Raw genomic sequence first — 11,439 nt, forward strand, 5'->3', positions numbered from 1 at the left:
GGAACCTGCCATGCGCCGCCTCCCCTCACCACGCAGCCTGCTGTGCGCCCATCTGCTGCCGGCCGTGCTGGCCATAGCCTGCGAGCCTACCCTGGCCGCCACCGCCTGGGTGTCCAACGAGAAGGACAACACCCTGAGCCTGATTGACCTGCAGACCTTGGCGGTAACCGACACCCTGCCCGTCGGCCAACGCCCGCGCGGCCTGCTGCTGTCACACGACAACAAGCTGCTGTACATCTGCGCCAGCGATTCGGATCGGGTGCAGGTGATGGACGTGGCCAGCCGTACCCTCGTCAAGGAACTGCCATCAGGCAAAGACCCCGAGCAGTTCGCCCTGCATCCCAATGACCGTTGGCTGTACGTGTCCAACGAAGACGATGCGCTGGTCACGGTCATTGATACCGTAACCGACACGGTACTGGCCCAGGTGGAGGTGGGCATCGAACCTGAGGGCATGGCCGTGAGCCCGGATGGCAAATGGGCGGTCAATACCAGCGAAACCACCAACATGCTGCACTGGATCGACACCCAGACCCAGACCCTGGCCGACAGCACGCCGGTGGACCAGCGCCCGCGTTTCGTGGAATTCAGCCAGGACGGCAAACACCTGTGGGCGTCGGCGGAAATTGGCGGGACCGTCACCATCCTGGACGTGGCTTCGCGCCAGGTGCTCAAGACCCTGAACTTCGCCATCAAGGGTGTGCACCCTGACAAAGTCCAGCCGGTGGGCGTCAAGCTCAGCGCCGATGGCAAGTACGCGTTCGTGGCGCTGGGCCCGGCCAATCATGTGGCGGTGGTCGATGCCAGGACATTCGAGGTGCTGGACTACCTGCTGGTGGGGCGCCGCGTCTGGCAGCTGGCCTTCACCCCTGACCAGCAGCAGTTGCTGGCCACCAATGGCGTGAGCGGCGACGTGTCGGTGATCGACGTGGCCAGCCTCAAGGTGCTCAAGTCGATCAAGGTCGGCCGCTACCCATGGGGTGTGGTGGTCACGCCATGAACGCACTGCACATAGCGGGGGTCAGTTTCGCCTACGGTCAGCGCGCAGCGCTCAGGGACGTGACCTTCAACTTGGCGCCGGGCCACTTTACCGCCTTGCTGGGGCCCAATGGCGCCGGCAAGTCGACCCTGATTGCCTTGATGACCTGCCTGTATGACTTGCAGCACGGCGATATCCAGGTATTGGGCAGTTCGCTGCGCCACCAGCCGCGGGCGGCCCTGGGCCAGTTGGGCGTCGTGTTTCAGCAGAGCACGCTGGACCTGGACCTTGGCGTGGAGCAGAACCTGCGCTATCACGCGGCGCTGCATGGCCTGCCCCGACGGGAAGCCCAGCGCCGCGTGGACGCCGAGCTGGCCCGCCAAGGGCTGGGGGAGCGGCGCCGTGACCCTGTGCGCGAACTCAATGCCGGGCACAGGCGCCGCGTCGAAATTGCCCGGGCATTGCTGCACGGGCCCCGCCTGTTGCTGCTCGACGAAGCCAGCGTTGGCCTGGACCCAGCCAGCCGGCAGGCGCTCAACCAGCACGTGCGCGATTTGTGCCGTGGCGATCAGCGCTTGAGTGTGCTGTGGACCACCCACCTGCTCGATGAAGTGCAGCCGGCCGATGACTTGGTCATCCTGCACCAGGGTCGGGTGGTGGCAAGTGGGCCTGCCGAAGCCATGATGCAGCCCCACGGCGGCGACCTGGGCCGGACGTTCGCCCATCACACGCGCGACATGGCCGGAGCACCCACCTGATGAACGCCTACTGGTACTGCTTCAGCGGCATCCTCATGCGTGAAGCCCTGCGCTTCGTGCGCCAGCGCACGCGCCTGTTGAGCGCACTGGTGCGCCCTTTGCTGTGGCTGGTGGTATTCGCTGCCGGGTTTCGTGCGGCACTGGGCATCGCCATCATCGAGCCCTACGACAGCTACATTCCCTACGAGGTCTACATCGTGCCGGGCCTGGCCTGCATGATCCTGCTGTTCAATGGCATGCAGGGTTCGCTATCGATGGTCTACGACCGGGAAATGGGCAGCATGCGGGTGCTGCTGACCAGCCCGCTGCCCAGGGCGTTCCTGTTGTGCAGCAAGCTTATGGCGACGTCGCTGATCTCTGTGTTGCAGGTGTACATCTTCATCGCCATCGCCTGGCTTTACGGTATTGAGCCGCCGGTAGGCGGCCTGGGGCTGGCCCTGCCCGCGGTGCTGCTGGTGGGGTTCATGCTCAGTGCACTGGGGCTTTTGCTGTCCAATGCGATCCGCCAGCTGGAGAATTTCGCCGGGGTGATGAATTTCGTGATCTTCCCTATGTTCTTTCTGTCGTCGGCGCTTTATCCGCTGTGGAAAATGCAGGAGGCCAGCCAATGGCTCTACTGGCTGTGCGCGGTCAACCCGTTCACCCATGCCGTCGAGCTGGTGCGCTTTGCGCTCTACGAGCGGCTGAGCCTGCTGGGGCTGGCGGTATGCCTGGCGCTGAGCGTGCTGTTCACGCTGCTGGCCATCGTCACCTTCAACCCGCAGCACGCCGCCCTGCGCAAGCCAAGGTGAGGTGCCTGGATGTGGCGTGCACGGCGAGGCCTTCGCCTCTACTACTTTGGTACTGCCCAGGGTGTCTATGGTCGCATTCACAAAGCCACGGCACTGACATGTAATGCGCCTATAACAAGAAGGAACAGACCATGCCACGTGCCCTCCAAAGGCTGCCCCTGCGTTTGCTGGCCGCCGCCTCGCTGAGCCTTCTGCTGGGCCATGCCCTGGCCGACACCCCACCGACCTTCACGCCAGATGGCTACCGCGCCACGCTATACCGCAGCCCCATCCCACCGCAGGTCGAAGGTGGCAAGGTGATAGACACTGCCGCACTGCAGGCGATGATGCGGGGCCATCCGGCGCCTGTCCTGATCGACGTATACCGCCGCCAGTGGCTGCATGAACGCTTCATCGAAGATGAACCCCATGCCAACCTGCCCGGTAGCCTGTGGCTGCCCAACACCGGGGATGGCGTGCTCAGCCCAGACTGGCAACGTTACTTCGAGCATCACCTGCGTCTGGCCACAGGGGACGAGCCTCAGTACCCCGTCGTTTTCTACTGCCGGGCCGATTGCTGGTTGAGCTGGAACGCGGTAAAACGCGCAGCACACCTGGGCTACACCAACCTCTACTGGTACCGCGACGGGCTCGACGCCTGGCAACAGGCCAACCTGCCCGTGCAGGCGGCCCAGCCAGCACCGTTTCCCTGACCGGGCCCTTGCCCCTGCGCGCTCAATCATTCAAACAAGAACAAGGTGAATAGGCCATGTACAAAATCTTGATCGCCGACGATCACCCGCTGTTTCGCGAAGCGATCCACAACGTCATCAGCGACGGGTTCCAGGGCAGTGAAATCATGGAAACCGCTGACCTTGAAAGCGCGCTGACGCTGACCAAGGAGCATGACGACCTGGACCTGATTCTGCTCGACCTGAACATGCCGGGCATGCATGGCCTCAATGGGCTCATCACCTTGCGCAACGAAGCGCCCACCACCCCGGTGGTGATCGTCTCGGCCGAGCAGGAAAAGCAGATCGTGCTGCAAGCCATCACTTATGGCGCGGTGGGCTTCATCACCAAGTCCTCGCCGCGCGCGCAGATGATCGAAGCGATCGAGCAGATCCTCAACGGCAATGTGTACCTGCCGCCGGATATCATCCGCGCGCAGAAAAGCAGTAGCCGCCGCTTGAGCGATGCCCCAAGTTTCCCGCCGGAAATGCTCCAGGCCCTGACCCGCAAGCAGTTGCTGGTGCTCGAGCGCATGACCAAGGGCGAATCGAACAAACAGATCGCCTATGCCTTGGACATCGCCGAAACCACGGTCAAGGCCCACGTCTCGGCCATCCTGCGCAAGCTGAACGTGCACAACCGGGTGCAGGCCATCCTCAGTGCCGGCGACATCGACTTCGCTGACTACCTACGACGCTGATCCCTTAGGAGCCCGGGTGGCCAGCAAGTGACTCATGGCAGTCTTGAGCTTCATGGGTCGTACGGGCTTGTGCATCAGCGTATGGCCTCGCTCGCGGATCTGCTGCTTGAGTTCGTTGCTGTAGTTGGCGGTAATCATCAGCGCCGGCAGCGCCTTGGCGCGGCGGGCGTTGATGCGTGCAACGGCATCGACCCCATTGCAATCGTCATTGAGGTGATAGTCGGCAATCAGCAGGTCGGCATCGGCATGGTAGTTGTCCACCTGACGGGCCAGGTCCTGCTCCGACAGTGCCGTGATCACGCAACACCCCCAGCCTTCTAGCAACGTGCGCATGCCGGCACAGATGGCAGCGTCATTGTCCAGCACCCACACTCGGGCCCCGCGCAGGCACTCGAGCATCGACTCGCACACGGCATGCTCGGCCCTGGCAATCGGGGCGGTGGTGCTCAATGGCACTTCCACACTGAATACCGACCCCTTGCCGGGCCGGGAGCGCACGGCAATACGGTGGCCGAGGATGCCCGCAATCTTCTCGACGATGGCAAGCCCCAGGCCCAGGCCGCGGTCCTGATCCGGCCGCTGCACGGCGCCACGCTTGAATTCCTGGAACATTTCCTCCAGGTGCTCCTCGGCGATGCCGATACCGGTGTCCCACACCTCGATGCGCACGCGACCCGGCTGACGGCGACAGCCCAGTACCACGCGTCCGCTTGGGGTGTAGCGGATGGCGTTGCTGAGCAGATTGCGCAGAATGCGCGCCAGCAGTTGAATATCGCTGCGCACCACGACCGAGCAGCCTATGAAGTGCAGGGCCAGCCCTTCGCTGCGGGCGACCTGGGTATACTCTGCTGCCAGGTTGTCCATCAGTTCCGCCAGGGCGAAGGGTGCCACGTCGGCCGTGATGACACCGGCATCGAGCTTTGAGATGTCCACCAGCGTTCCCAGCAGGTTCTCGACGTCTTCCAGCGAGTTGCTGACGTTACGCACCAGCTGTGCACTGGCCTGCGGATCACGGCGCTCGAGCAAGGCGCTGGTGAACAAGCGCGCCGCGTTCAGGGGCTGCAGCAGGTCATGGCTGACCGCGGCGAGGAACTTGGTCTTGGACAGGTTGGCCTGGTCAGCCTCATGCTTGGCCTCGCGCAAGCGCGCCTCGGCACGTCGCCGCTCCTCGATTTCCCTCAGCAATTGTTCGTTGAGGCTGGTCAACTCGGCCGTACGTTCCCTGACCCGCAGCTCCAGGTGCTGATAAGCCTGGTGCAACGCCTGGGCGGTGTTGCGCCGTTCGGTGATGTCACGGATCAACACGAAGATACCCACCACCTCGCCAGAGGCCAGCCGGTTTGGCACATAGGAGCGCAGCATGTGGCGCTCCTGTCCGCTGATGTTGGTTTCCGGGAATTCGAACGTAACGCTCTCCCCTGCCAGCGCCTGCGCCACGTAGGCTTCCAGGCGCTGGTAATGCTGTTCGCTATGGGCCTGGCGCAGGCTCTGGCCCAGCATCAGCCCACTGGGCCAGCAGTACCACTGCTCATAGACCTTGTTGGTGAACTCATACACCAGGTCGGCGTTCAGGTAAGCGATCAGCGCCGGCACATGGTCCGTGATCAAGCGAATCCAGCGCTCGCTTTCACTCAGGGCCTCGGCATGCAGGTAGCGTTCGGTGATGTCGGTAAAAGTGTTGACGAATCCGCCAGTGGGCAGTGGATGCGTGCGGATCTCCAGCATGCGCCCGTCGAACAGGCGTTGCTCGCACTCGTGCACGACACGCCCGCTGTCGTCGCGGCTTTCGGGGGTGAGCAAACGCAGCTCGCTGTCGGCGATCACGTCGGCGAAGGGACGGTGGGCGGCAACCGGAGCCAGCCCGCTCAGCTCCAGGAACCGGCGGTTCCACAACTCCAGCACACCGTCCGCGTTGACCATGGCCACGCCCTGGGACAAATTGTCCACCGCCCGCTGCAACAGGTGCGATTTCTGCGCCACAGCCTGTTCTCGGCGCAGGGTTTCGCTGAGTTTGACCTCGGTGATGTCGGTGAACAGGATCACCCGGCCACCCTCGCAGGTGGGCCGCTCATTGACCTGCAGCCAGCGGCCGTTGTGCTGTCGGTACAACAGGCGTTCATCGGTCGGGCTGCGCGGCTCCTCGCTGAACAACCCACTGCTGGTCATCAGCCTGCGCACTTCGGCCAGGCGCATGCCGGGAATGATGCGCACGCGGCGGTTTTCCCAGAAGGCCTTGAAGCGGCTGTTGCACAGCACCATGCGCAGGTTTCGGTCGAACAGGATGAATGCGTCGGAAATGCTTTCGATGGCATCGATCAGGTGCTGGTGCGCGGTTTCGGCGCGCAGACGCGCCTCGCTGAGCAGCTGGTTGCCCGCCTTGAGTTCGGCCATGGCCTGGTTCAACGCGTCAGTGCGCTCGCGCACCTGCTCGGCCAGCACCACCGAATGCTGGAACGCCGCATAGGGGTCGCTGCCGCGCGTCACGCCCGACTCGATGCGCTCGATCAGCGCGGCGTTGATCCGCTGCAGCTTGCGGTTTTCGTAGCGAAGTTGCGCCAGTTCGGCCTGCACCTCACTGGCCGGGGCGGGTTCGGTTGCGGGCAATGGCGACCCCAGTGAAGGTCTGGTTGATATGCATGCCATTGAACTGTTCTCCATAGGTGTTGAAGCCCATCACCCGCTGCTCACGCAGAAAATCACCCACTGCCTCGAGACCTTGCTGGGTCTCAAGCTCCAGGCGGCGCAGAAAGCAGTCGCAACCGATGGTGAGCAACAGCGGACCCAGGCGCTGCTGCAGGCCATCGAACAAATCCTGCAGGTTCGGCAGCAACGGGCCAGGCGTCATGGGCGTGAGCACGATCCCGTTCTCTACCGCACAGTAAAAGCTCAGGCTCAGGTCGGCATGCACCTGCTGGATGGCCCGCACGTAGTACCGATCGTGCATGCGCACGGCCAGGGGGTGGGCGGCAAACAGCCTGTGGTCCAGGGCGCTGACCGGCACCCCGATATGGCGTGCATATTCTTCGGCGGCAGGCTCGGCATTGAGCTCATAGACCCGCCGCTGGGCGCTGTCGGCGCCGGTGACCACCAGTTTTTCCTGCCGTGGCTCAAGGTGGTGGGTAGTGAACACTTCAAAGTCCAGCCAGGTATTGACCAGCACCACCACGGCAGCACCGTGGTGAAACGCCCCGCCGTAGAAGACGTGGGTCTGGGTCAGGTAGTTGTCGTCCCCGGCCGAGCCACCAAAATGCGGGATATCGCCCAACGCTGCGCTCAGGGCCGCCAGCACCGTCTCTTCACGGCTGGACAAGCCATCGAGCAAGGTCAATGCAAAGCTGTGCCCCTTGATTTGGGCCAGGGCATTCCCACGACAGCTGCCGACCAGTCGTTCGACCATCTGCTGGGCGTCGATCAGGCTGAAACGCTCCATCTCGTCGATCAGTTCGGTGGCGATGGAAAAGTGCCGATGATCAAAGCCCACGGCCGTCACGCAACTGCGCCCATAGCCCAGCGGTGTGATCTCCCCTGCACTGGTGCACCCTACCAACGGTATGCCGCCAAAGCTTTGTTCAAGGGCCTGGCCCAGGGCCTGCAGGTCGTACTCGGCGGTGCAGAAGAACAGCACGAAGCCCAAATGCGGATGCAGCAGTTGCCGCGCCAGCTCCTGTGCCGCCACGCGTGCATCGCTGGCCTGGGACATGGCGCTGACCACGCCCTCGTTATGTGCCTGCTGCATCGGGATCTCCGGCAAGGGCTGGCTGAGCGCTGAGTGTACGAAGCGTGGGCTGGGGTTCGAATGCTACTTGGGTCGCGGGTGCACGCTTCGTTGGGCGTAGTCGGCACAGGAGCCTGACCCTGAGGGTTTCGAATACCGCGCAAGCCCGTTGAACACCGGGCCTGCGCCAGATCGCTACCAAGTCAGCACCGCACCCACGGCGAAGGTATCGGTGTCTTCGTTCTGCGCGCGGGTGTCATGGCCCTCAATGGAAAACTGGTTGTACTCGGCCACCAGCTTGAGGTTGTCGTTGATGTCATGGAACAGCGCCACCGCGCGGGTTTGATAATCGGCACCGCTGCCTACCGCGCCGTTGCCGTCGTCCTTGGTCTTGCCGTAGGAAAGCGCAATCCGGTTCTTGCCGACCTTGTAAGAGGCTTGCAGCAGGTAGCCATCGCTGTCCACGTTGCGCAACACCGGCTCGCCAGCATTGTTGGTGAAGAACGGGTTGATGCCCTTGGCCTGGAAACCGGACCCGGTCAGAGACAGCCCGCCCAGCTTGGCCTGCACGCCGTAGCCAAGGCCCTTGGAAGTGACTGATCGCACCGAATCATCGGTGTTGTCGGACGTCTGGTAGCTGCCGTTTAGCCAGCTGTAGATCTGTGCGCCTGCCAGGTCGAACTGGTACGTGATCTCGGACTCGGTGCGGGGGTTTTTCTGGTAGGCCTTGCCTGTGGGGCTGCTGTCGTTGGTGTCGACCGGGTCCATGATCCCTACGGCGATCCGCAGGCCCTCCATGACCGGGGTACGGTAGGTGATCTGCGAGGTCGGGAACGGGTATGGGTAGCCGCTGCCGATGTTGCCGAACGACACCCCACCGCCATCGACAAGACCCAGCGTGTCACTGACCTGGCCGTAACCGGCGAGCAACTCGTCGAGCAGGATGTTCGAACGGGCGAACAGCCCGAAGTCCTTGCCGATGAGCACCTCGCCCCATTCGGGGTTGGCTACGGTGCCGTAGAACTGCCGGACATCGATGGCCGTGTCGGTACCGTTGCTTTCGCTGTCGTTGATGGTGACCCAGAACGAGGCACGGGCACCGAGCTTCAGGTCGTTGACCTGCTTGCCCATGTTGAAACCCAGGTAGTTGGGCAGGAAACCCATTTTCACCCGGGACTGACGGCGGTCTAATTGTTCACCTTCACGGTCGACCTTGCTGTTGACGTAGAACGCGTTGATATAGCCGTCGGTGGAAAAGGTGGTCTGATTCTGGTCGTACAGCATGATCTCGGCCTGCGCCAGGGAACTCAGGCTGACAGCCGCAAGGCTGGCGATGGCAACTGCCAGGTACTGAGGCGGCAGAGACTTGTTTTTGTTGTTGTGCATGGCGCGCTCCAAACGGGGACAGAGTGTCGGAGGCGATTATCGAAAGCTGGGTAGCGGTCAGAAACGCTGCTTTGGCGTAGTCTTGAGCCTGCTTGCGAAGGGCGTGCAAGGCCCGGTGGTTTGGGACCACTACGGGCTGTGCCGGGTCGTGCGACCTAGGGCTTACGCATCAATGATGGACACCGAAGACCGGCAGGCAGGTAGCCAAGCGTATGAACGGGAACGCTTACCAGCTGTGGCCTGCCTGGCCTCTGGCGGGTCAGGAAGCGAGCACCGATCCGCGCTGCGCACGTGCTGTGCTAAAGCGATGAGGTTGCTGCCAAGCCAGCATGGCCTGAACATCGGTAGCCGCCTGCTTGACCTTCTGCGCCCATTGGTCGTCCTTGGGGCACACCACTACCACGCGAAAACCATGTTCGAGTCCCTCGAGCCGTACACCGTCGGAGTCGTCCACATGCAGGTCGATGTCGAACGCCGAAGGCAGCTTGGACGGGGAATTGACCAGCCCCCGCTGGCCCAGCATATGCTGGTGGCGGTCGCTGTTGACCACGCCATCGACACGGATACCGTACAGCAGCAACCAGCGGCGGATATAGGCCGGCGTGCGTCCGGAGGATGTGTAGATCCACACGCTGCAACCCTGGCGGCGCAGGTCGCTGATCAGTTCGCGGGTACCGCTGCGCAGGGGCTCGCCCAGCCAGCGATGGACGAAGCTTGGCAGCCGGTTCGGCTCGGCTTCGGCGTGTTCGGGCAGGCAGGCCAAGGTATCGTCGATGTCGAACGAGATGCGCACTTGGGCTTGACGTGTAGCGCTGTCGAGCACCGCTCGGCAGCGATCCCAGGCTGATCCGCGACTCATGGAAGGCTCCTCTCGCGCAGGGGGGTTGGCAGGAAAAACGTGTTGGGCGCCGGTGCATGCGCTTCCAGGAACGCGGCGTACTTTTTCTTGATCTTGGGCAGCTCGTACAGCGCCTTGACGCCATGCTTGGCCGAGTTGCGGATGACTGACGAAGGATTGAAGTAGCCTTCGGCGTTCTCGAGCGACAACACGAATGGCGGCAAGCCTGCACGCATCAGCAGATAGCTGACGATCAGCGAGCCGGTACGGTTATTGCCTTCGATAAACAGCTGCGGCTTGCTGAGGATACGCACGTACACGCCGGCAGCCCGCTTCCATACCGAATCGCTGCCATAACCGCAGTACCAGTTGTACAAGTCCTTGATGCCGCCTTCGACGTTGTTGAAAAAATGGGCTTCGGTAGCGGCCAGGTGCGCGGCGAACTCCTCGCGACGGGCGGCGTCGCTGCCACAGAGCACGGTGGCATTGATTTCCAGCATCAGGTTCACCTGCTGCAGGTGAAACAGGTCGATGCCGCGCGCCACATAGTGATCAACCAGCGCGTAGCCCTCCAGCACGTTGCACAGCACCTCGTCCGTGAACGGGTCGCGAGGTTCAGTGAAGTGGCGGCTGAGCTCGGCAAAATGCGCCTGCACTTGGCGCAGGGCGTGCTCGACGGCATTGAGATCCAGGCGGGGTGTCGCTGGCATCGGATGTCCCTGATTACGGTATTCGAGTAAAGGCAACCGCGGGCCTGGGCCGTCCTGGCACTGGCGCGCGGGCGTTCTCAAGCGAGGGTCAGCTGAACTTGCCACTGATGTAGTCGGCGGTCAGCTGTTCACGAGGGTCTTGGAAGATCTGGGTGGTGGGACCCATCTCTACCAGATAGCCCGTGCGGGTGCCTTGGGAAATGTCGACCGAAAAGAACGCCGTGGTGTCGGCCACGCGAATGGCCTGCTGCATGTTGTGGGTCACCAGCGCGATGGTGTAATCCTTTTTCAACTCCACCATCAGCTCCTCCACCCGCCGGGTCGCGATCGGGTCCAGGGCCGAACAGGGTTCATCGAGCAACAACACTTCGGGTTCGGTGGCGATGGCCCGGGCAATGCACAAGCGCTGCTGCTGGCCACCGGACAGGGACAGGCCACTGACCTTGAGCTTGTCCTTCACTTCATCCCACAACGCAGCGCCTTGCAGGGCATGCTTGACCCGGTCGCCGATGTCGCCTTTGTAGCGGTTCAGGCGCAGACCGAAGGCCACGTTGTCGAAAATGCTCATCGAGAACGGGTTGGGCTGCTGGAACACCATGCCGATGTAGCGACGCACCACGACTGGATCGACCCCTTTGCCGTAGACGTCCTGCCCCAGAAAGTGCACATGGCCTTCGAAGCGAAAGCCCTTGACCAGGTCGTTCATGCGGTTGAGGCTGCGCAGTACGGTGCTTTTGCCACAACCGGACGGGCCGATGAAGCCAGTGATCTCGTTCTTGCGAATCGGCACGTGGCTGTCGCGCACGGCCATGAAGTTGCCGTAGAAGATCTTGTCCAGCTTGCAATCCATG

Annotated in this window: 11 protein-coding genes; 5 read left to right on the forward strand and 6 right to left on the reverse strand. The window is 62.7% G+C overall.

Annotated features, from left to right (window positions below; genetic code table 11):
* The first annotated feature begins 10 nt into the window (after positions 1–10).
* The 5 genes from ACK59L_RS09930 (at position 11) to ACK59L_RS09950 (ending at position 3,939) form a co-directional block, all read left to right on the forward strand.
* Positions 11–1,000 (forward strand): YVTN family beta-propeller repeat protein, encoded by a 990-nt coding sequence (locus ACK59L_RS09930; protein ID WP_409273307.1) that lies wholly within the window; start codon positions 11–13, stop codon positions 998–1,000.
* Positions 997–1,737, forward strand: coding sequence for an ABC transporter ATP-binding protein (locus tag ACK59L_RS09935; protein WP_409273309.1), 741 nt, complete (start codon positions 997–999; stop codon positions 1,735–1,737). The genes ACK59L_RS09930 and ACK59L_RS09935 overlap by 4 nt, the downstream gene beginning before the upstream one ends.
* Complete coding sequence (locus ACK59L_RS09940; protein ID WP_409273311.1) at positions 1,737–2,528, forward strand: ABC transporter permease; 792 nt, start codon at positions 1,737–1,739, stop codon at positions 2,526–2,528. Before ACK59L_RS09935 ends, ACK59L_RS09940 begins: the two co-directional genes overlap by 1 nt.
* Before the next feature lie 131 nt (positions 2,529–2,659).
* Positions 2,660–3,220 (forward strand): PQQ-dependent catabolism-associated CXXCW motif protein, encoded by a 561-nt coding sequence (locus ACK59L_RS09945; protein ID WP_409273313.1) that lies wholly within the window; start codon positions 2,660–2,662, stop codon positions 3,218–3,220.
* A gap of 56 nt (positions 3,221–3,276) precedes the next feature.
* Positions 3,277–3,939, forward strand: a complete 663-nt coding sequence (locus ACK59L_RS09950) for a response regulator transcription factor (RefSeq protein WP_196135010.1) — start codon at positions 3,277–3,279, stop codon at positions 3,937–3,939.
* Here the strand turns inward: ACK59L_RS09950 and nahK are convergent.
* The 6 genes from nahK to pstB form a co-directional block, all read right to left on the reverse strand.
* On the reverse strand, positions 3,928–6,582 hold the full coding sequence (gene nahK / locus ACK59L_RS09955; RefSeq protein WP_409273316.1) for a hybrid sensor histidine kinase/response regulator NahK/ErcS': 2,655 nt from the start codon (positions 6,580–6,582) through the stop codon (positions 3,928–3,930). The two genes, ACK59L_RS09950 and nahK, sit on opposite strands and share 12 nt — an antisense overlap.
* Positions 6,512–7,675 carry a nitric oxide-sensing protein NosP gene (gene nosP, locus ACK59L_RS09960; protein WP_167340238.1) on the reverse strand — a complete coding sequence of 388 codons (1,164 nt, stop codon included), beginning with the start codon at positions 7,673–7,675 and terminating at the stop codon, positions 6,512–6,514. The genes nahK and nosP overlap by 71 nt, the downstream gene beginning before the upstream one ends.
* A 174-nt stretch (positions 7,676–7,849) precedes the next feature.
* Complete coding sequence (locus tag ACK59L_RS09965; RefSeq protein ID WP_409273318.1) at positions 7,850–9,040, reverse strand: porin; 1,191 nt, start codon at positions 9,038–9,040, stop codon at positions 7,850–7,852.
* A 259-nt stretch (positions 9,041–9,299) separates the two neighbouring features.
* Positions 9,300–9,899 carry a hypothetical protein gene (locus tag ACK59L_RS09970; protein WP_409273320.1) on the reverse strand — a complete coding sequence of 200 codons (600 nt, stop codon included), beginning with the start codon at positions 9,897–9,899 and terminating at the stop codon, positions 9,300–9,302.
* Entirely contained in the window at positions 9,896–10,588 is a 693-nt protein-coding gene (locus tag ACK59L_RS09975; protein ID WP_409273322.1) for a hypothetical protein, read from the reverse strand. The genes ACK59L_RS09970 and ACK59L_RS09975 overlap by 4 nt, the downstream gene beginning before the upstream one ends.
* 88 nt (positions 10,589–10,676) lie before the next feature.
* Complete coding sequence (pstB, locus tag ACK59L_RS09980; protein ID WP_042139286.1) at positions 10,677–11,438, reverse strand: phosphate ABC transporter ATP-binding protein PstB; 762 nt, start codon at positions 11,436–11,438, stop codon at positions 10,677–10,679.
* Position 11,439 lies beyond the last annotated feature (1 nt).

It is taken from the genome of Pseudomonas sp. KCJK9111, assembly GCF_046231935.1.
Taxonomy (GTDB): Bacteria; Pseudomonadota; Gammaproteobacteria; order Pseudomonadales; family Pseudomonadaceae; genus Aquipseudomonas; species Aquipseudomonas parafulva_B.

Coding starts and splice junctions, on each gene's coding strand:
- ACK59L_RS09930 (WP_409273307.1), top strand. CDS start 11: ATGCGCCGCCTCCCCTCACCACGCAGCCTGCTGTGCGCCCATCTGCTG.
- ACK59L_RS09935 (WP_409273309.1), top strand. CDS start 997: ATGAACGCACTGCACATAGCGGGGGTCAGTTTCGCCTACGGTCAGCGC.
- ACK59L_RS09940 (WP_409273311.1), top strand. CDS start 1,737: ATGAACGCCTACTGGTACTGCTTCAGCGGCATCCTCATGCGTGAAGCC.
- ACK59L_RS09945 (WP_409273313.1), top strand. CDS start 2,660: ATGCCACGTGCCCTCCAAAGGCTGCCCCTGCGTTTGCTGGCCGCCGCC.
- ACK59L_RS09950 (WP_196135010.1), top strand. CDS start 3,277: ATGTACAAAATCTTGATCGCCGACGATCACCCGCTGTTTCGCGAAGCG.
- nahK (WP_409273316.1), bottom strand. CDS start 6,582: ATGGCATGCATATCAACCAGACCTTCACTGGGGTCGCCATTGCCCGCA.
- nosP (WP_167340238.1), bottom strand. CDS start 7,675: ATGCAGCAGGCACATAACGAGGGCGTGGTCAGCGCCATGTCCCAGGCC.
- ACK59L_RS09965 (WP_409273318.1), bottom strand. CDS start 9,040: ATGCACAACAACAAAAACAAGTCTCTGCCGCCTCAGTACCTGGCAGTT.
- ACK59L_RS09970 (WP_409273320.1), bottom strand. CDS start 9,899: ATGAGTCGCGGATCAGCCTGGGATCGCTGCCGAGCGGTGCTCGACAGC.
- ACK59L_RS09975 (WP_409273322.1), bottom strand. CDS start 10,588: ATGCCAGCGACACCCCGCCTGGATCTCAATGCCGTCGAGCACGCCCTG.
- pstB (WP_042139286.1), bottom strand. CDS start 11,438: ATGGATTGCAAGCTGGACAAGATCTTCTACGGCAACTTCATGGCCGTG.